Source organism: Pseudomonas sp. GZJR-8 (genome assembly GCF_002916705.1).
GTDB classification, from domain to species: domain Bacteria; phylum Pseudomonadota; class Gammaproteobacteria; order Pseudomonadales; family Pseudomonadaceae; genus Aquipseudomonas; species Aquipseudomonas synxantha_A.
Genome location: NZ_JXSI01000002.1, coordinates 175521 through 194231, shown reverse-complemented (window position 1 = coordinate 194231; position 18711 = coordinate 175521). Strand labels below are relative to the sequence as shown.

At 60.3% G+C, this 18711-nt stretch carries 16 protein-coding genes; 7 read left to right on the top strand and 9 right to left on the bottom strand.

Features of this window, described 5'->3' with window-relative positions:
• Nucleotides 1–2: 2 nt before the first annotated feature.
• The 5 genes from TK42_RS04200 (at nt 3) to TK42_RS04180 (ending at nt 6715) form a co-directional block, all read left to right on the top strand.
• On the top strand, nt 3–716 hold the full coding sequence (locus TK42_RS04200) for a DUF3108 domain-containing protein (RefSeq protein WP_032880017.1): 714 nt from the start codon (nt 3–5) through the stop codon (nt 714–716).
• A 378-nt stretch (nt 717–1094) separates the two neighbouring features.
• A complete protein-coding gene (locus tag TK42_RS04195; RefSeq protein WP_003193064.1) occupies nt 1095–1283 on the top strand; it encodes a hypothetical protein in 189 nt (62 codons plus the stop codon).
• Nucleotides 1284–1471: 188 nt separating this feature from the next.
• On the top strand, nt 1472–3397 hold the full coding sequence (locus tag TK42_RS04190) for an IucA/IucC family siderophore biosynthesis protein (RefSeq protein WP_103733665.1): 1926 nt from the start codon (nt 1472–1474) through the stop codon (nt 3395–3397).
• The gene (locus tag TK42_RS04185; protein WP_078821993.1) at nt 3387–4613 is read left to right on the top strand and encodes an MFS transporter; all 1227 of its coding nucleotides are present in this window, start codon (nt 3387–3389) and stop codon (nt 4611–4613) included. The genes TK42_RS04190 and TK42_RS04185 overlap by 11 nt, the downstream gene beginning before the upstream one ends.
• Nucleotides 4610–6715, top strand: coding sequence for a TonB-dependent receptor (locus tag TK42_RS04180; RefSeq protein WP_103733664.1), 2106 nt, complete (start codon nt 4610–4612; stop codon nt 6713–6715). The genes TK42_RS04185 and TK42_RS04180 overlap by 4 nt, the downstream gene beginning before the upstream one ends.
• Nucleotides 6716–6781: 66 nt before the next feature.
• Here the strand turns inward: TK42_RS04180 and TK42_RS04175 are convergent, their stop codons facing one another.
• The 7 genes from TK42_RS04175 to TK42_RS04145 all read right to left on the bottom strand — a co-directional run bounded on the left by TK42_RS04175 (nt 6782) and on the right by TK42_RS04145 (nt 14698).
• Nucleotides 6782–7327, bottom strand: a complete 546-nt coding sequence (locus tag TK42_RS04175; protein WP_014719402.1) for a DUF2058 domain-containing protein — start codon at nt 7325–7327, stop codon at nt 6782–6784.
• A 25-nt stretch (nt 7328–7352) separates the two neighbouring features.
• The gene (gene mazG, locus TK42_RS04170; protein ID WP_032880011.1) at nt 7353–8186 is read right to left on the bottom strand and encodes a nucleoside triphosphate pyrophosphohydrolase; all 834 of its coding nucleotides are present in this window, start codon (nt 8184–8186) and stop codon (nt 7353–7355) included.
• A 154-nt stretch (nt 8187–8340) separates the two neighbouring features.
• Nucleotides 8341–10584, bottom strand: a complete 2244-nt coding sequence (gene relA / locus TK42_RS04165; RefSeq protein WP_032880009.1) for a GTP diphosphokinase — start codon at nt 10582–10584, stop codon at nt 8341–8343.
• Nucleotides 10585–10705: 121 nt separating this feature from the next.
• The gene (rlmD, locus tag TK42_RS04160) at nt 10706–12058 is read right to left on the bottom strand and encodes a 23S rRNA (uracil(1939)-C(5))-methyltransferase RlmD (protein ID WP_103733663.1); all 1353 of its coding nucleotides are present in this window, start codon (nt 12056–12058) and stop codon (nt 10706–10708) included.
• Nucleotides 12058–12960 (bottom strand): cysteine synthase CysM, encoded by a 903-nt coding sequence (gene cysM, locus TK42_RS04155; protein WP_003193080.1) that lies wholly within the window; start codon nt 12958–12960, stop codon nt 12058–12060. Before cysM ends, rlmD begins: the two co-directional genes overlap by 1 nt.
• Before the next feature lie 231 nt (nt 12961–13191).
• The gene (locus TK42_RS04150; RefSeq protein WP_032880007.1) at nt 13192–13797 is read right to left on the bottom strand and encodes a tRNA-uridine aminocarboxypropyltransferase; all 606 of its coding nucleotides are present in this window, start codon (nt 13795–13797) and stop codon (nt 13192–13194) included.
• Nucleotides 13798–13804: 7 nt separating this feature from the next.
• Entirely contained in the window at nt 13805–14698 is an 894-nt protein-coding gene (locus TK42_RS04145) for a LysR family transcriptional regulator (RefSeq protein WP_005790200.1), read from the bottom strand.
• Nucleotides 14699–14847: 149 nt separating this feature from the next.
• On the opposite strand from TK42_RS04145, the gene speB reads away from it, so the two are divergent.
• Together speB and TK42_RS04135 are read left to right on the top strand one after the other, a co-directional pair.
• Nucleotides 14848–15798: an agmatinase gene (gene speB, locus TK42_RS04140; protein ID WP_103733662.1), complete on the top strand. Its 951-nt coding sequence runs from the start codon at nt 14848–14850 to the stop codon at nt 15796–15798.
• Nucleotides 15799–15929: 131 nt separating this feature from the next.
• A complete protein-coding gene (locus TK42_RS04135; protein WP_103733661.1) occupies nt 15930–17312 on the top strand; it encodes a sodium:solute symporter in 1383 nt (460 codons plus the stop codon).
• Between the two features lie 187 nt (nt 17313–17499).
• Here the strand turns inward: TK42_RS04135 and TK42_RS27090 are convergent, their stop codons facing one another.
• Both TK42_RS27090 and TK42_RS04130 read right to left on the bottom strand, forming a co-directional pair.
• A complete protein-coding gene (locus TK42_RS27090; RefSeq protein WP_003193089.1) occupies nt 17500–17622 on the bottom strand; it encodes a PA1414 family protein in 123 nt (40 codons plus the stop codon).
• A gap of 141 nt (nt 17623–17763) precedes the next feature.
• The gene (locus TK42_RS04130; protein ID WP_103733660.1) at nt 17764–18657 is read right to left on the bottom strand and encodes a LysR family transcriptional regulator; all 894 of its coding nucleotides are present in this window, start codon (nt 18655–18657) and stop codon (nt 17764–17766) included.
• Between the last annotated feature and the right edge of the window lie 54 nt (nt 18658–18711).

Below are 18711 nucleotides of genomic sequence, written 5' to 3'. Positions count from 1 at the left end.
TTATGCGTCGCGCCCTGCTCTTCGCTTTTGCGCTGTTCGCTTTGCCTGCCGTACAAGCGGCAGACCTTCACCCTTTCTCCGTCAGCTACACCGCCGACTGGAAGCAACTGCCCATGAGTGGTTCGGCTGAACGCAGCCTGACCAAAAACGGCGACGGCACCTGGACCTTGAACTTCAAGGCCTCGATGATGATTGCCAGCCTGACCGAAACCAGCGTGATCCTGTTCGACAAGGACACCCTGCAACCCAAGAGCTACAGCTTCGAGCGCGGCGGTTTGGGCAAGGCTAAGAAGATCAACCTGGATTTCGACCAGGCGAACAAGAAAATCACCGGCTTTGAAAACAAGGATCCGGTCAACGTCACCCTCGAAAGCGGCATGCTCGACAAGTCCACGTATCAGCTCGCCCTTCAGCGCGACGTGGCTGCCGGCAAGAAGAGCATGAGCTACCGAGTGGCCGAAGGTACTGATGTCGATACCTATGACTTCCGTGTGATTGGCCCGGAAAAGGTTCAGACCAAGGTAGGCTCCATTGACGCGATCAAGGTTGAACGCGTACGTGATCCCTCCCAGAGCAAGCGCATCACGCAGATGTGGTTTGCCAAGGACCAGGGCGGCATTCTGGTTGCCCTGCGCCAGGTTGAGACCGACGGCAAGGAATACAACATCATGCTGCAGGATGGCACCGTTGACGGTAAGGCCGTCAAAGGCAGCTGATTGCGCTGATGAGCTGGAAGAGAGCCTCGCTGAATGCGGGGCTTTTTTTTGCCTGGAAATTTTACTGTGAAGCTTATGACGCTATCGGGAGCACGCCCCCTCCCACAGTGGAATGCATTTCAAATGTGGGAGGGGGCTTGCTCCCGATAGCGGTGGTAGGGCCGACAAAGGTCTTATTGCTAGAAGCAAACATGAAACTTTTGTCATAAAACTCATGCCCCTGCGACCGAATGCCACGGGTTTAGCGGCCTGCGCGATTGTTGCGTTTTCTGCAATGAATTATTGCGCGCAAAATCAGTTTACTTAGCAAGCTAACAAATAATATAACAGAGGCCTGCGACGACTTGCCGCAGATCAACCAGAGATTGGAGCAAGCAGATGACTGTAAAAGTAACTGAACGCGACGATGAGCATATGTCCCACGAGGCGGTAGGCCACGGGATTCACATCTGGGATGTCCATCAGCAAGACGTATTGGTCGGCATGTTTCACAACGAGAGCGATGCCCACAATTATAAAAACGAGCTTGAAACTCTCGAATTGCAACGCCAGGCGAAAAGCTCCTGAAACTCTGAAATCAAGTCGACGCCCGGCCCACGCAGCCGGGCCGTCTACATCAAAAACCGCGCTTTTCGAGCGCGGTTTTTTTGTCAAAAATTCGATATGAATTAATGTAACAAAAGCACACACAAATAATGATTCTCGATATCATTCATGCGCCTTTCATTCAGGCTCACGATTAGGGAATCAATTAGATGCACGGAAATAGCAGGAAGCCGGAAAACGCGTTACTGGAACGCTGGAGCGAAGCGCTTGCCACTGCGCAATTCCAGGCCAGCCACATCAGCCTCGACGACTTGGTCAATACGCTGGCACCTGCCGCTGAACGTAGCTTCCAACGCCTGATCCAAGCATTGTTTCGTGAAAGCCTGCTGGACCCCAGCACCCTCATTTACGACGAACATGGGCAATGCTCGCTGACACTGCCTTGTCAGGCTCGCCTGCGCTTTGATCATTTTCGTCCTGGCCGCATGGCCAGCTGGGACCTGCGTGGCAAAGTCATCCTGTTGCGCGAAGGTCAGCCCGACCAGAAGATCCAGTTCCCATCACAGTTGTTGACATTGCTTAACGCCAGCCTCACGTCACCTGCCGACCTGGAAGTGCTCAACCGCCTCAATGCCGAGATCGACGACAGCTTCATCAACGACACCTTGTGCCTCGCTTTCCATGAGCAATGGACGCTCAAGCTGCATGCGTCCATGGACCCAGTACATCAAGGCAACCTGCTGAGTCATCTCAAGCACGGTGCAGGCACGATCAATCCGACATCCGTACTTGAGCAGTGGGGAACATTGGGGCACCCGTGGCACCCCAACTACAAGACCAAGCTGGGCCTGGATACCAGCCAAGTCATCGACTATTCGCCGGAGTTCGAAGCACGCTTCCCCGTGCTGCTGTGCGCGCTGCATCGCCAGTTTGCCCATGTCGAAACGTTGGCCGGGACGGCAGATTACTGGCAGTGGTGGAGCAGTCACTTTCCACACGCGGCGCAGCAATTAACCGCGACACTTCAAGCACAAGGCCTTGAAGCAGGCGATTATCTGCCGGTGCCTGCCCATCCCTGGCAGGCACGTCAGGAGCTGCCCCAGCTGTTCGCCGATGCAATCGGCGACAAGCTGCTGGTGCTGACCGATATCGTCGCGTTTACCGCCCACCCCACCATGTCATTCAGGACCGTATTGCCTGACGGACGTTGCGATGCGCCCATGGTCAAACTGCCGGTGTCGCTGCGCCTGACCAGCGTGCAGCGCACCGTCTCACCGCGCTCGGCACGCATGGGCCCACGGATCAGCCACCTGCTGCTGACCATCCTGGAGCGCGAGCCTGCGATTCAGAAAATCCTCAGCATCGTTCCCGAGCGTATCGGTGTGCATTTCAAGCCACAACCGGCCAATGACGAGCACTCCCGCCACCTGGCGGTGCTCTATCGCGACAATCCCCAGAGCCAGCTCAAGCCCGGGGAAATGGCCGTACCGGTGGGCAGCCTGTTTGCCATTGATCAACACGGCCAGCCGCTGCTGCGCCAATGGGTGCGCCTGAGCCAAGGCAAAGACGATGCGGCGGCCATGCTCGCGTTCTTCCATGAGTACGCGGCGATCAGTGTGCCGGCGCTGCTGGGCATGTATTTGCGTTACGGCGTCGCTTTCGAGGCCCATCAGCAGAACTCCTTCATGGTCATGACTGCAGATGGGCAATTGAGCCGCCTGCTGTTGCGCGATTTCGGCGATATCCGTATCGACCGCAAGACCTTGCACGCCCACAGCCTGGACGTCGAACTACACGACCCGAAGATGACGCTGTACGACGACGCAGGTTTCGTACGGGACAAACTGCTGCACACCGTATTCATGTGCCATCTGGGTGAGTTGATCCTGCTTGCTGCGCGCCACTTCGACATCCCCCAGGCGCTGCTCTGGAATGAACTGTCGGCACAGGTCAGCCAGTGTTTCGACAACCTGCGCTCACAGGTTGAACCGCAACGCTGGGCAGCCGAGCGCGAAGCACTGCTGGAGCAACCGTGGCCGGCCAAGTCGTTCATGCGCATGCGCCTGCTGGAGAGTCATGCCGATATCGTCGGACGCCTGCCCAACCCGTTGAGCGCGGCCGCCAATGCCGACTAACAACACAGCGCTGCGGCTGCTGGTGGTGATTCAGTTGGTGTCGATGGGGGCGATGGAGATGAGCGGGCCGTTTTGGCCGCTGCAAATCCAGAAGCTGCTGGGCGTCGCCAATGCCCAGTACACCGGCCTGCTGTCTTCGCTGGTATATGCCGGGCCGATGATGGCAGCGATGATCCTCACACCCATGTGGGGGAAACTGGGCGACCGTACCGGCCATAAGCCGATGATCATCCGGGCGTTGCTGGCATTGGCGGTGTGCCAGGCGCTGGCTGCGATGACGCCCGATCCGTGGTGGCTGGTGGTCATCCGCGTGGTGCAAGGTGCATTGGCCGGTTTCATTGCAGCTGCCCAAGCCTACGCGCTGGCCTGCTGCGGTGAGAGTGGACGCGGGCACATTCTTGCGCGGCTGCAATCAGCCACCGCCGTAGGCTCCCTGGCCGGGCCGGTATTGGGCGGCTGGCTGATGGACATATCCGGTTTCGCATTGCTGTGCTACAGCGCCACCGCCGTCTGCCTGTTGTGCGCGATAATCAGCGCGTTCTTGCCCAGCGATTCACCACGATCCAGACCTGCCCGCCCATCGAAGCCTGTCGCACTGCCCAAAGGCTGGCTGGGCGCAATGTTGGGAATCATCGTATTGATCCAGGCGGCCAGGATGATGCCGCAACCGTTTTACGCCTTATATGTTGCCGAGGTTTTGCAGGCACCCGCGTGGCTGATCGGCGCCAGCTATGGCGCCAGCGCCTTGACCCTGGCACTGTCCGCGCCGTTATGGGGCCGCCTGTTCGATCGACATCAACCAGCGCATACGCTGCGCATCATCGAGTGGGTCACCTGGGCGTGCGCGCTCACACTGGCCGGCACGGCGCTGGCCAGTGAGTGGTTGGGGTTCATCGCCAGCCGGCTGCTATGGGGCGTGTGGCAGGGTGCTTTATTGCCCGTGGCCTACACGCTGATCGCCAATACCGTAGCGTCCAGCCAGCAGGGTTTCGCCCTGGGCATGGGCAACAGCGCCGCCAAAGCAGGTGCGCTGTGCGGCGCATTGATAGGCGGTATCGGCATGGGATGGGTGGGCCTGGCGCACAGCTTCTGGCTGGTCGCACTGACCTACGCATTGGCCGCCGTGAGTATCCGCGCCATCCGTTCATGTACGCGAGCGCCTGAGACATCCGATTTTTCTGTCAATACTTCTAATAACTCTGAGACAAATCCATGAACACATCGCAATTGGCCGTTCTGCTGCCGCTTCTCGGCTCGATCAGTGCCCCCGCCTGGGCCGAACAGACAGAGCCGACCAGCCTGCAGTTGCAAGCGACCGTGGTGTCGGCGACGCGCAATGAAACCAGCATCGCGCAGATTCCAGGCTCCGTGCAGGTCATCAACGAAGAACAGATCCGCCAGCAAACGGGCGCGGGGCGTCGGGTCGCAGATATCCTCGGCCAACTGGTGCCTGGCATTGCGCCTTCCAGCGGCGGCATGAGCAACTTCGGCCAAACGCTTCGCGGGCGTAATACCCTGATCCTGATCGATGGGGTTTCACAAAACGCCACGCGCGATAACTTCCGCCAGCTCAACAGCGTGGCACCGGAAAGCATCGAGCGCATCGAAGTGATCTCCGGCGCCAGCAGCGTCTACGGCGCAGGCGCATCGGGCGGCATCATCAACATCATCACCAAGCGCAACAAGGGTGAGGACCTGGCCTTCAGCAGCAAGATCGGCATGACCGCCGGCAATAACTTCAGCCACAAGGGGTTCGCTTACGAGGCGTTCCAAAGCGCTACCGGGCGCAAGGGTCCAGTGGACTGGTATCTGTCGGGCAATACCGTGCAGCGCAACGACCAGTTCGACGGTAACGGCAAGCGCATTCCCCAGGATACGTCCCAGGGCAGCAACATGGACACCGACACCTACGACCTGCAAGGTCGCTTCGGCTACGAGCTCGATGACGACAAGAAGATCAGCCTGTCGCTGCAAGACTATAAAGACGAACAAGACACCCGCTACACCAAGAACCCGCGCATCACCAGCAACGCAGTCGCGGTAAAAGGCCTGGACCTGGGCGACCAGCCCTACACCCATAACCAGGCGGTCAACCTTAACTACGCCGATAAGGATTTCTACGGCCAGGGCCTGCAGGTCGAAAGTTACTGGCGGCGGGCCGACGCCCTGTTCTTCCCGGACCTGTCCCGGGGTCGGGCAGGCGTGTCCGACAACAACAGCGTGCAGGATGTCTATGGCCTGCGTGCGGCGATCGATACGCAGATGCCGGACATCGGCCCGGCAACCGGCAACCTGGTGTGGGGGGCTGACTATGATCATGAAACCTCACGCCAGCGTGGCGACCAATACCGGGTCAATGGCCTGAGCTACAGCAAAACCGGGACCACGTTCGAACTGGGCCCGGATATTGAGACCACCACCAAAGCCATCTTTGGTCAGCTGTCCTACGACATCGATGACTGGACCTTACGCGGTGGAATACGTCGCGAGTGGATTGAGAGCAAAGTCTCCGACAGCATCGCCTACGGCGAAATCGTCCAGACCGGCAACCGCGCCACACTGCCCGGCGGCACGCTCAAATACGATGACACGCTGTATAACCTCGGGGCGGTGTATCACCTGACCGAAAACCAGGACGTGTTCGTCAACTTCAGCCAGGGCTTTTCCCTGCCGGATATCCAGCGCTTCCTGCGTGACGTGAACAGCAAATACGATATTCAGGACCTCAATGCCCAGGCTCTGAAAGTCGACAGTTACGAGCTGGGCTGGCGTGGCGACTGGGACAAGTGGCAGGCCAGTGTCACCGCGTATGAAAACACCTCGGATGTCACGCAGTTCTACGATGCCAACGACCGCGTATTGCGCCTGATCAATCAGAAAGAGCGCGTGCGCGGTGCCGAAACCAGCCTGACTTATAACGTCAACGACCAGTGGTCCGTCGGCGGTACTTACGCTTACGCCAAGGGCGAGACCCAGCAGAACGGCAAATGGATCGACCTGCCCGCCACGCGTATTTCCCCCGCCAAGACCACCGCTTTTGTCGGCTATCAGCGTGACGACTACAGCCTGCGCTTGCAGGGGATGCGCCTGGCCGACTATGACGCGGCGGCCAAGGACAACAACGGTCGCGATATCCAGGGCTATACCTTGGTTGACCTGCTGGGCTCGGTAAGGCTACCGATAGGTCGCCTCGAAGGTGCGGTGTACAACCTTACCAACCGCAACTACCAGAACATGTTCGCCCAGGCCAATGCCCGCGCACCGTACCCGAATGCCGAGGGCCGTACCTTCAGCCTGAGTTACGCAGTGGATTGGTAACCGGCTGACGCTGCACGCTTAAAACACAAACCCCGCCTTTTGGCGGGGTTTGTCGTTTCTAGCGGCTTACCACATCAGATCGTCAGGGATCTGGTAGGCGGCGTACGGATCATCCTCATCCGGCACCTGGCTTTCGGTGAGGATGTTGAGCTGCACGATGCGCTCCGGTGCACGTTCCTGGATCTTGAGCGCCGCTTCACGCGGGATCACCTCGTAGCCGCCACCGTGGTGCACGATCGCCAGGGAGCCGTTGCTGAGCTTGTTGCGCATCAAGGTGTTGACCGACAGGCGCTTGACCTTCTTGTCATCGACAAAGTTGTAGTAGTCCTCGGTGGTCAACTTGGGCAGGCGCGAGGTTTCGATCAACTGCTTGACCTGGGCGGTACGCGCCTTGGCCTCGGCTTTTTCCTGCTGCTGGCGGTTGAGCTCCTGGTCACGCTTGACCTTCTCGGCGTGTGCCTCAGCGGCCAGGCGTGCCTGGGTATCATCGACTTCGGCCTGGCCCTTGTGGACCAGACGCTGCTGCTTCTGCTTCTCTTTGCCGACCTGCTTGGCCTGCTTTTGGTTGACCAGACCTGCTTTGAGCAACTGGTCGCGAAGGGAAAGGCTCATGGTGCTTACTCACTTAGGCAGCTGCTCAACCGCAGCTGGACACATTCTTTTCCTGGCGTTTGGCTTCGCCCCACAGGGCGTCCAACTCTTCGAGGGTGCAATCTTCTATGGGTTGGTGCGTATCGCGCAATGCCTGTTCGATAAATCGGAAACGTCGTTCGAACTTGGCATTGGCACCGCGCAGTGCGGTTTCCGGATCAACCTTGAGGTGACGGGCCAGGTTGACGGCGGCAAACAGCAGGTCACCGACTTCATCGGCAATGGCCTGCGGATCGTTATCGGCCATGGCTTCGAGCACTTCATCCAACTCTTCACGCACGTTGTCCACCACCGGCAAGGCGGCCGGCCAGTCGAAACCGACCTGGCTGGCGCGCTTTTGCAATTTGGCCGCACGGGACAACGAAGGTAAGGCGGTGGGCACATCATCGAGCAGGGAGAGTTGCTCGGGAGCGTCGGACTTTTCTGCGCGCTCCTCAGCTTTGATCTGCTCCCAGCGCTCCTTGACCTGTTCTTCGCTCAACTGCGGGATATCCAGCGGTGCGTACAGGTCGCCGGTTGGGAACACGTGAGGATGCCGGCGAATCAACTTACGGGTGATGCTGTCGATCACGCCGGCAAATTCGAAGCGCCCTTCTTCCCGCGCCAGTTGGCTGTAATACACCACTTGGAACAGCAGGTCGCCCAGCTCACCTTGCAGGTGATCGAAATCGCCGCGCTCGATGGCGTCGGCCACTTCATAGGCCTCCTCCAGCGTGTGCGGGACGATGGTCGCGTAGGTTTGCTTGATGTCCCACGGGCAGCCGTATTGCGGGTCGCGCAGGCGGTTCATCAGGTGCAGCAGGTCTTCGAGTGAATACATCGTATCTCTTTCCGCTGAAAATCCAATGTGGGAGCTGGCTTGCCTGCGATGCTCGCGACTCGGTGCTTCAGTTAAACCGAGGTGATGCTATCGCAGGCAAGCCAGCTCCCACATGAAGCAGCTAACACAATTCAGTTCGCGTTCATCCAGCTATTCATGGGGTGCGGTTGCGCCGCGTCTCGATGATATTCGGCAACTGGGAAATCCTCCCAAGCAACCGTCCCAGTGCGTCCAACCCCGGAATCTCGATGGTCAGGGACATCAACGCCGTGTTGTCCTCTTTGTTCGAGCGGGTGTTGACCGCCAGCACGTTGATCCGCTCGTTGAGCAGCACTTGCGAGACGTCACGCAGCAAGCCGGAACGATCGTAGGCACGGATGATGATGTCCACCGGGTAAGTGAGCACCGGCACCGGCCCCCAACTGACCTGGATGATCCGCTCCGGCTCGCGCCCGCCCAGTTGCAGCACCGAGGCGCAGTCCTGGCGGTGAATGCTCACGCCACGGCCCTGGGTGATGTAGCCGACAATGGCGTCGCCCGGCAACGGCTGGCAGCAGCCGGCCATTTGCGTCATCAGGTTGCCCACGCCCTGGATCTGGATATCGCCACGCTTGCCCGGTTTGTAACCCGTGGCCTTGCGTGGGATGAGTTCCAGCTGTTCGTTGCCGCGCTCGGGCTCGACCAGTTGCTGGGCCAGGTTGACCAGTTGCGCCAGGCGCAGGTCACCGGCACCGAGGGCGGCGAACATGTCTTCGGCGATCTTCATGTTGGCCTTTTCGGCCAGCTTGTCGAAGTCCACCTGAGGCAGGCCCAGGCGCGCCAGTTCGCGTTCGAGCAGGGTCTTGCCGGCGGCGACGTTCTGGTCGCGCGCTTGCAATTTGAACCAGTGGACGATCTTCGCCCGTGCTCGCGAGGTGGTGATATAGCCCAGGTTCGGGTTCAGCCAGTCGCGGCTCGGCGTGCCGTGCTTGCTGGTGATGATCTCGACCTGTTCACCGGTTTGCAGGCTGTAGTTGAGCGGCACGATGCGCCCGTTGATCTTGGCGCCCCGGCAGTTATGGCCGATTTCGGTGTGCACGCGGTAGGCAAAATCCAGCGGCGTGGCGCCCTTGGGCAAGTCGATGGCATGGCCGTCGGGGGTGAAGATATAGACCCGGTCCGGCTCGATATCCACCCGCAGCTGTTCGGCCAGCCCGCCGATGTCGCCGAGTTCTTCGTGCCATTCCAGCACTTGGCGCAGCCAGGAGATTTTCTCTTCGTACTGGTTGGACCCGGCCTTGACGTCGGTGCCCTTGTAGCGCCAGTGCGCGCACACACCCAGCTCGGCCTCTTCGTGCATCGCGTGGGTGCGGATCTGCACTTCCAGCACCTTGCCTTCAGGGCCGATCACCGCGGTGTGCAGCGAGCGGTAGCCGTTTTCCTTGGGGTTGGCGATGTAGTCGTCGAACTCCTTGGGGATGTGGCGCCACAGGGTGTGAACGATCCCCAGCGCGGTGTAGCAATCGCGCATTTCCGGCACCAGCACGCGCACCGCCCGCACGTCATAGATCTGGCTGAAGGCCAGGCCCTTGCGCTGCATTTTGCGCCAGATCGAGTAGATGTGCTTGGCGCGGCCGCTGATGTCGGCGTCTACGCCAGTTGCCTGCAGCTCGGAACGCAGCTGGCCCATCACGTCGCTGATAAAGCGCTCGCGATCCAGGCGCCGCTCGTGCAGCAACGTGGCGATCTGTTTGTATTGGTCCGGCTCCAGGTAGCGAAAGGACAGGTCCTCCAGCTCCCACTTGATGTGGCCGATGCCCAGGCGGTGGGCCAGCGGCGCGTAGATGTCGAAGACTTCGCGGGCGACGCGGTTGCGCTTTTCGTCGTCGGCGGTCTTCACCGCACGGATCGCGCAGGTACGCTCGGCCAGCTTGATCAGGGCGACGCGCACGTCGTCGACCATCGCCACCAGCATCTTGCGCAGGTTTTCCACCTGGCCCTGGGTGCCCAGCACCATCGACTGGCGCGGGCTGAGGCTGGCACTGATGGCCGCCATGCGCAGCACGCCGTCGATCAGCTTGGTCACCACCGAGCCGAAGCGCTGGCCAACGGTTGCCAACGGAATATGCCCCTCGCGCACGCCGCGATACAGCACGGCGGCGATCAGCGAATCCTGATCCAGCTTGAGATCGGCGAGGATCTCGGCGATTTCCAACCCGGTGCGAAAGCTTGAAGTGCCTTCGGCCCACAGGTTCTTGGCCGCATTGTCTTGCTGCTCAGACTCACGAGCGAACTCGCAGGCTGCTTTCAAGGCTTCACGGTCCAGTGCCGGGTCGACACTGACGGCATGATCCAGCCATGCCTCGAGATTGATACTGCCGTCGGTGTTGATCGGCTGGTGTGCTCTCACCTGTACCATCTTGCTTACCTTCCCTACGACGCACCTTTGATGCGCCAAAATCATCGCCGACTTTTACTGCGAGCTCCGTAGCAGTACCAAGGCCTTGGAGAACGCAGGCCAGTCGGATTAAACGGGCATCCTAGCCCGCTTCAAATAACGCCATGGCCTCGACATGCGCAGTCTGCGGAAACATGTCGAGAATCCCGGCACGCTTTAGCCGGTAGCCTTGCTTGACCAACTCAACCGTGTCCCGCGCCAGCGTAGCTGGGTTACAGGACACATACACCAGGCGCTTGGCTCCAAGGGTGGCGAGCTTGCGCACAACCTCTTGGGCACCATCGCGGGGTGGGTCCAAGAGTACCGCAGAAAAGCCCTGTTTGGCCCATGGCGCGTCAGTCAAAGGCTGAGACAGGTCGGCCTGAAAGAACTGCACGTTAGGCAAATGGTTGCTCGCGGCATTGAGTGCCGCACGGTCCACCATGGTCTGCACACCCTCTACCGCCACCACTTCGCGCACCTGGCGCGCCAGCGGCAAGGCGAAGTTGCCAAGGCCGCAAAACAGGTCCAGCACCCGTTCGTCGGCTTGTGGCGCCAGCCACTCCAATGCCTGGGCAACCATCGCCTGATTGACCCCGGCGTTGACCTGCACAAAATCTCCCGGCCGGTAAGCCAGTTCCAGATTCCACGCATCCAGGCGAAACCCCAGGGCCTGGTCGGGCTCGGCAGGTTCCGGCTGGCCCTCGCCATGCAGCCACAATTGGGCCTCATGGAAGGTACAGAATTCTTTAAGGATCAGCAGGTCTGCTTCGGACAGCGGTGCCATATGCCGCAGCAAAACGGCGATGGACGAACCACTGAACAGCTCCACATGCCCCAGCGCCTGCGGTTTGCTCAGGCGACGCAGCATATTCGGCAAGCGCTGCATGATCGGTTGCAAGGCTTGTACCAGCACCGGGCAATCGTCGATAGCGACGATGTCCTGACTGGCCACGGCGCGAAAACCCACTTCGAGTTTCTTCGCCTTGGCGTCCCAACGTACGGCCACACGGGCGCGACGCCGGTAACCGAACTCCGGCCCGCTCAACGGCGGCGCCCACTCTTGCGGTTCGACACCTGCCACCCGCGACAACTGCTCGGCGAGCATGCGCTGTTTCAGGGCAAGTTGCTGATCATGGGGCAGATGCTGCACGCTGCAACCGCCGCAGCGGCCAACGTGGGCGCAGGGTGCCGGGCGCCGTGGCTCACTGGCCTTGAACACCCGCTCGGTGCGGGCCTCAACCACTTTGCCGTGGGCGCCCAACACCCGCGCTTCGACTTCTTCGCCGGCCAGCGCACCATTCACAAACCAGGTGCGGCCTTCAAAGAACACAATGCCACGGCCATCATTGGCCAGGCGCTCGATGGTCAGGCGCTGTTTCTTGCCCACCGGGATCTGCGGGGCCCGGCTGCCGCCTGTCGGCTGGAAGCGCAGGCCTCTCTCGTGCTTGGCCATCAGTTGGGTTCGTCGAAGATGCCGGTCGACAGGTAGCGGTCGCCTCGGTCACAGATGATCGCGACGATCACCGCGTTTTCCACTTCTTTGGACAAGCGCAACATACCGGCCACAGCGCCGCCGGAGGACACGCCGCAGAAGATGCCTTCTTCACGGGCCAGACGGCGCGTAGTGTCTTCGGCTTCGCGCTGGGCCATGTCGATGATGCGGTCTACTCGCGTCGCGTTGTAGATCTTCGGCAAGTACTCTTCGGGCCAGCGGCGGATACCGGGGATGGCCGCGCCTTCCATCGGTTGCAGACCGACGATCTGGATCGCAGGGTTCTGCTCCTTCAGGTAGCGCGAGTTGCCCATGATGGTGCCGGTGGTGCCCATGGAACTGACGAAATGGGTAATGGTGCCCTGGGTCTGGCGCCAGATTTCCGGGCCGGTGCTGGTGTAGTGCGCCTCGGGATTGTCACCGTTGGCGAACTGGTCCAGCACCACGCCACGGCCTTCGGCGGCCATACGCTCGGCGAGGTCACGGGCGCCTTCCATGCCTTCTTCCTGGGTGACCAGGATCAGCTGGGCACCGTAAGCGGTCATCGCCGCCTTGCGCTCGGCACTGCCGTTGTCGGGCATGATCAGCACCATCTTGTAGCCTTTGATCGCGGCGGCCATGGCCAGGGCGATCCCGGTGTTACCCGAGGTGGCTTCAATCAGGGTGTCGCCTGGCTTGATCTGCCCGCGCAACTCGGCGCGGGCGATCATCGACAGCGCCGGGCGGTCCTTGACGGAGCCGGCCGGGTTGTTGCCTTCGAGTTTGAGCAACAGGGTATTGCTGGTTTCACCCGCCATGCGTTGCAAGCGGACCAGGGGCGTGTTGCCGACGCAATCGGCGATTGTGGGGTACTGCAAGGTCATGGCGTATTCGCAATCCAGACTGCGGGGGCGGACATCATACCGGGAAAGGCCGGCGGGCCATATCACGCAAAGTGCGGTGCTTATGGCTTAAAGGCATAAGCCATTAAAGTGTTGACTGTGAGGGCTCCATCGGGGGCAAGCCCCCTCCCACATCGGACCGCATTTTTATGCAGGAACGCGATCGACTGTGGGAGGGGGCTTGCTCCCGATGGGCGCGCCTCGTCAAACCTGCTAATCCTTCTGCCCTTCACCATGATTTCTCTGGAATACCTCATCCCCCATCGCAGCAATCTGCCCTTCGATCAGCGCTTCAAAGGGTTTGAGCAGCGGCTCGAACGATAGTGGAGCTTCCAATACCTGCAACGCTTGCGTGATTGCTTCAACCGTCGACAAGGCACCAGGCCCCGGCGCCTTGCGCAAGCGATAGCGGGAAACGCCGCCTAGGGCCAATGTCACCCGGGGCAACGCCGCCAGCAAAGGGTTGAGGTGCAACAGCTTGCGCGCCTTGCGCCAGGTGCCATCGGGAACCACCAATAACAATGGCTGATCGTCAGGTGCATAAGCGCGCAGCGGCTCGGCGTCATCCGCCGGAAACAACAGCCGCGCCCGATAACCAGGCGGGTTTAATAACGTCGCCAGATCATCAAACACCTCCCCCACCACCAACTGCGCATTATTCAAGCCCAACGCCGCCAACCTCGCGGTATTGAGCGCATGGCCGACCTCGCTCGGGTGCTGCAACAGCAACACGCGAGTGCGGCTGTCGAGGGTCGGGATCAGTGCACAGAGGCAATGAGTGGTCGGGCGCAAGCATTGCGGGCATTGGGGTCTGGACATGGTTTTTTCAGGCCTGGTTAAGCTGGGTCTTGAGCAAGTCGCGGAAGGTCTGGATCAGCGGTTCACGGCTACGACCACGGCGCATGATCATCGAGAACGGCGCCTGGTAGCCGAAGGTCGCCGGCAGTAACACGCGCAGGTCACCCTTGTCGGCCCAGGCCTGGGCGTAGTGTTCGGGCAGGTAACCGATGTAGGCGCCGGACAATACCAGGATCAACTGCGCTTCCATACTTTCCACGGTCGCGGCGCTGTGTTTGAAGCCGTGGCGCGCCAGTTCGGCCTGGCTCCAGTAGCCGCGGCCGACCATACGTTGCTGAGTGATGACCTGTTCGGGAATACGCCGCTCGCTGAACAGCGGGTGCCGGTTGCTGCAATACAGCCAGTGCTGTTCGCGGTACAGCGGCATATAGATCAGCCCGCTCATACGGTTGGAGAACGCACCGATTGCCAGGTCCAGGCGGTTGTCCTGTACGCCCAGTTGCAGTTCGTAGGGGCTCATCACCGACAGATTCAGGTGAACCGCCGGATGTTCCAGGCTGTAGGCGCCAATCACTTCGGCGAATGGCAGGGCCTTGTCGCTGACGGTGGAATCAAGCACGCCCAGCTTGAGCGTGCCGCGCAACTCGCCTTTGAGCGCGGCGGCGTATTGCTCGAAGCCCTCGAGCTCGCCCAACAGGCGCAGGGTTTCCTGATGAAACAGCTCGCCTTTGCTGGTCAGGCTGAAACCGCCACGTCCTCGATGGCACAGCACCAGGCCCAGCGCGGATTCGAGTTGGCTCATATACGTGCTGATGGCCGACGTCGACAGGTTGAGTTCGTGCTGGGCATTGGCGAACCCCTGGTGGCGCACGACGCTGACGAAGATGCGCAGGAGTTTCAGGTCGGGCAAGGCGTTGGCCATGGTCGGTTCCGGACAGGGATGCATGCAGTCTACCTCCCTGCATTAGTTTAGAAAAATCTGAACTAAGTATTTGCCCCTGCCGATTCTTCCTGCCCCGGGCTTTTCGCAGAATCGGCCATCAATAAACAAAACAACGATGAGGCAATCCCGTGGACAAGATTTTCCACCAACCACTGGGCGGCAACGAAATGCCGCGCTTCGCCGGCATCGCCACCATGATGCGCCTTCCCCACCTGCAAACGGCCAAGGGTCTGGACGCTGCCTTTATCGGCGTGCCCCTGGATATCGGCACCTCGCTGCGCGCCGGCACACGCTTCGGGCCTCGGGAAATCCGCGCCGAGTCGGTGATGATCCGCCCCTACAACATGGCCACCGGGGCGGCACCGTTCGACTCACTGTCAGTGGCCGACATCGGCGACGTGGCGATCAACACCTTCAACCTGCTCGACGCCGTGCGCATCATCGAAGAGACCTACGATGAAATCCTCGAGCACGACGTGATCCCCCTGACCCTGGGCGGCGACCACACCATCACCCTGCCGATCCTGCGGGCGATCCACAAGAAACACGGCAAGGTCGGGCTGGTGCACATCGATGCCCATGCCGACGTCAACGACCATATGTTCGGCGAAAAAATCGCCCACGGCACCACCTTCCGCCGCGCCGTGGAAGAAGGGTTGCTCGATTGCGACCGCGTGGTGCAGATCGGCCTGCGTGCCCAGGGCTACACCGCCGAAGACTTCAACTGGAGCCGCAAGCAAGGCTTTCGCGTGGTCCAGGCCGAAGAATGCTGGCACCACTCCCTGGCCCCGTTGATGGCCCAAGTGCGGGAGAAAGTCGGCGGCGGCCCGGTGTACCTCAGCTTCGATATCGACGGCATCGATCCCGCCTGGGCACCCGGCACCGGCACCCCGGAAATCGGCGGGCTGACCACCATCCAGGCGATCGAGATCATCCGTGGCTGCCAGGGCCTGGACCTGATTGGTTGTGATCTGGTGGAAGTTTCGCCGCCCTATGACACCACCGGCAACACCTCGCTGCTGGGCGCCAACTTGCTGTACGAGATGCTCTGCGTATTGCCTGGCGTCGCGCATCGCTGATGCCTTCACGATAACAATCAAGGGGATCGCGCAGATCCCCGTCCAACGATATACCTGACCTTCGCTCGCGTGTTGACCGAGCCGGCTGCCGCTTGATCGCCCATAAAAAAGATAATCGGAGAATCACCGTCATGGCTTTGGATTTATTCGTCGTACTCATCTACGCCGCCGGTATGCTCGTGCTTGGCTACTACGGTATGCGCCGCGCCAAAACCCACGAAGACTATCTGGTGGCGGGCCGTAACCTCGGCCCATCGCTGTACATGGGCACCATGGCCGCCACGGTATTGGGCGGCGCCTCCACCGTCGGCACCGTGCGCTTGGGTTATGTGCACGGCATTTCAGGTTTCTGGCTGTGCGCCGCGCTGGGCGCCGGGATCATTGCGCTGAACCTGTTCCTGGCCAAGCCGCTGCTGAAGCTGAAAATCTTCACCGTGACCCAGGTCCTGGAAAAACGCTACAACCCCATGGCGCGCCAGGCCAGCGCTGTGATCATGCTGGCCTATGCACTGATGATCGGCGTGACCTCGATCCTGGCAATCGGCACCGTATTGCAAGTGCTGTTCGACTTGCCGTTCTGGATGTCGGTGCTGGTAGGCGGCGGTGTGGTGGTGGTGTATTCAACCATCGGTGGCATGTGGTCGCTGACCCTGACCGATATCGTGCAATTTGTGATCAAGACCGTCGGCCTGATGTTCATCCTGCTGCCGATCTGCCTGTACCGCGTCGGCGGCTGGGATGAACTGGTGGCCAAGCTGCCGGCGTCGAACTTCAGCTTTACCGCGATCGGTTGGGACACGATCATCACTTACTTCATGATCTACTTCTTCGGCATCCTGATCGGCCAGGATATCTGGCAGCGAGTATTCACCGCCCGTGATGAAAAGGTCGCCCAGTACGCGGGCACTTTCGCCGGTTTCTACTGCATTCTCTACGGCCTGGCCTGCGCCCTGATTGGCATGGCGGCTCACGTGCTGATCCCGGACCTGGATAACGTCAACAATGCCTTTGCCGCCATCGTCAAAGCCTCGTTACCGGACGGTATTCGTGGCCTGGTGATTGCGGCTGCCCTGGCGGCGATGATGTCCACCGCCAGCGCCGGCCTGCTCGCTGCGTCCACCGTGTTGACCGAAGACCTGCTGCCACGGCTGCGCGGTGGCAAGCAATCGAGCCTGGGCATCAACCGCGTGTTCACCCTGATGACCGGTGTTGCCGTATTGGGCATCGCACTGGTGGTGAATGACGTGATCAGCGCGCTGACCCTGGCCTATAACCTGTTGGTGGGCGGTATGTTGGTACCTCTGATTGGCGCGATATTCTGGAAGCGAGCCACCACCTCGGGCGCGATCACGTCCATGGCGCTGGGTTTCGTAACCGCGCTGGTGTTTATGTTCAAGGATGGGTTGGATGCAAACACACCGATTTACTGCAGCCTGGCGGTAGCCCTGGTGAGTTTTGTGCTGGTGAGTATGTTGTCGCGCAAACCGGATACCGTGGCGGCTCGGGCGGCTTGAGCTATTAGGATAATTTCTTCAGCGGGTGCGACGTCGGTGTTCGCACCCGTTTTTTGCGCTGCACAAAATAATTGTGGGAGCGGGCTTGCTCGCGAAGGCGGTGTGTCATTCAACCATTTACTGGCTGATGCACCGTATTCGCGAGCAAGTCCGCTCCCACATTTCCCATATTGTTTGGGCCTGATACTCAGCGGCGACGGGGCCGGCGCTGCTCATCGTCCGTGCGGATCGGCACCGGTTGCAGCGGGGGCTCGATCAAGCCCAGCGCAACGCCAAGATCGTGGAGCCAGTTCTGGATTTTCTCTTTCATGGTTGCCCCCTTTGAGGGTAGTGCTGGTCGGCGTGAGTTTTGTCGCCGTTTCCTACAGAGATAGTAGCCCTAAGTCCTAGGTAATGCTTGAACGAAACCACAACTAACTATTACTGGATTGATCCAATCCTGACGAATCGCTCAAGCGATGGCGCGCGTATCTGCCAGGCTTGCCGGGCTGCCTTCGTGCTGCAGGTCGATCCATGCATTGAGGTTAGCGCCGAGCATACCCTTTCGCCACATCAGCCAAGTGGTCGCAGTGGCAAAAGGCCCGGTCAGCGGATGAACGGACACGCTGTCCTTGCCTGGCAGGCTGTCGAGCATCGATTGCGACATCAACGCCACCCCCGAACCGGCGATCACACACGCGAGCATCCCTTGATAGGACTCGATCTCGATAGCCCGCCCCATGGCCACATGCTCGTGGGAAAACCAGGTTTCCAGGCGCGTGCGATAGGCGCAGCTGCGTCGGAACGTGAACACAGATCGCCCGGCAACGTCCTGGGGCCCGCGCACCGGTGGGTGATCGGCTTCGCAAATCAATACCAGGCGCTCTTCGCACAGCGGTACGCCATCCAGGGTCGCGATGGTCAGCGGACCGTCCACAAACGCTGCGTCCAGCCGTCCGGTAATCAAACCTTCCAGCAGCTCCCCGCTGGGCGCCGACTGCACTTGCAGGTTCACCATGGGGTAAGTCCTGTGATAGCGCGCCAGCAGCTTGGGCAAATGCACCGCGGCGGTGCTGTACATGCTGCCCAGCACAAAATCACCAGCCGGTTGCCCGCCTTGTACGGCGCCGTGAGCTTCGTCATGCAGCGCCAGCAGCCGAGTGCTGTAGTCCAGCAGCACTTTACCCGCAGGAGAAAGCTGCAACCGCTGGCGCTCACGCACAAACAGCTCGACTCCCAGTTGCTCCTCCATCTGCTTGAGGCGGGTCGACAAGTTCGATGGCACGCGGTGCAAACGTTCAGCGGCGCGGGTGATGGAGCCCTCTTCCGCCACGGCCTGGAAAATCCGCAATTGACTGAACTCCATACCTTTCTCCAAAACTGAACAAGTTACTCACTATTATTCAATTTTACAGAAAGT

What these genes read in the sequence shown, in the direction of transcription:
- TK42_RS04200 (WP_032880017.1), top strand. Translation starts at nt 3, where the DNA reads ATGCGTCGCGCCCTGCTCTTCGCTTTTGCGCTGTTCGCTTTGCCTGCC.
- TK42_RS04195 (WP_003193064.1), top strand. Translation starts at nt 1,095, where the DNA reads ATGACTGTAAAAGTAACTGAACGCGACGATGAGCATATGTCCCACGAG.
- TK42_RS04190 (WP_103733665.1), top strand. Translation starts at nt 1,472, where the DNA reads ATGCACGGAAATAGCAGGAAGCCGGAAAACGCGTTACTGGAACGCTGG.
- TK42_RS04185 (WP_078821993.1), top strand. Translation starts at nt 3,387, where the DNA reads ATGCCGACTAACAACACAGCGCTGCGGCTGCTGGTGGTGATTCAGTTG.
- TK42_RS04180 (WP_103733664.1), top strand. Translation starts at nt 4,610, where the DNA reads ATGAACACATCGCAATTGGCCGTTCTGCTGCCGCTTCTCGGCTCGATC.
- TK42_RS04175 (WP_014719402.1), bottom strand. Translation starts at nt 7,327, where the DNA reads ATGAGCCTTTCCCTTCGCGACCAGTTGCTCAAAGCAGGTCTGGTCAAC.
- mazG (WP_032880011.1), bottom strand. Translation starts at nt 8,186, where the DNA reads ATGTATTCACTCGAAGACCTGCTGCACCTGATGAACCGCCTGCGCGAC.
- relA (WP_032880009.1), bottom strand. Translation starts at nt 10,584, where the DNA reads ATGGTACAGGTGAGAGCACACCAGCCGATCAACACCGACGGCAGTATC.
- rlmD (WP_103733663.1), bottom strand. Translation starts at nt 12,058, where the DNA reads ATGGCCAAGCACGAGAGAGGCCTGCGCTTCCAGCCGACAGGCGGCAGC.
- cysM (WP_003193080.1), bottom strand. Translation starts at nt 12,960, where the DNA reads ATGACCTTGCAGTACCCCACAATCGCCGATTGCGTCGGCAACACGCCC.
- TK42_RS04150 (WP_032880007.1), bottom strand. Translation starts at nt 13,797, where the DNA reads ATGTCCAGACCCCAATGCCCGCAATGCTTGCGCCCGACCACTCATTGC.
- TK42_RS04145 (WP_005790200.1), bottom strand. Translation starts at nt 14,698, where the DNA reads ATGGCCAACGCCTTGCCCGACCTGAAACTCCTGCGCATCTTCGTCAGC.
- TK42_RS04135 (WP_103733661.1), top strand. Translation starts at nt 15,930, where the DNA reads ATGGCTTTGGATTTATTCGTCGTACTCATCTACGCCGCCGGTATGCTC.
- TK42_RS27090 (WP_003193089.1), bottom strand. Translation starts at nt 17,622, where the DNA reads ATGAAAGAGAAAATCCAGAACTGGCTCCACGATCTTGGCGTTGCGCTG.
- TK42_RS04130 (WP_103733660.1), bottom strand. Translation starts at nt 18,657, where the DNA reads ATGGAGTTCAGTCAATTGCGGATTTTCCAGGCCGTGGCGGAAGAGGGC.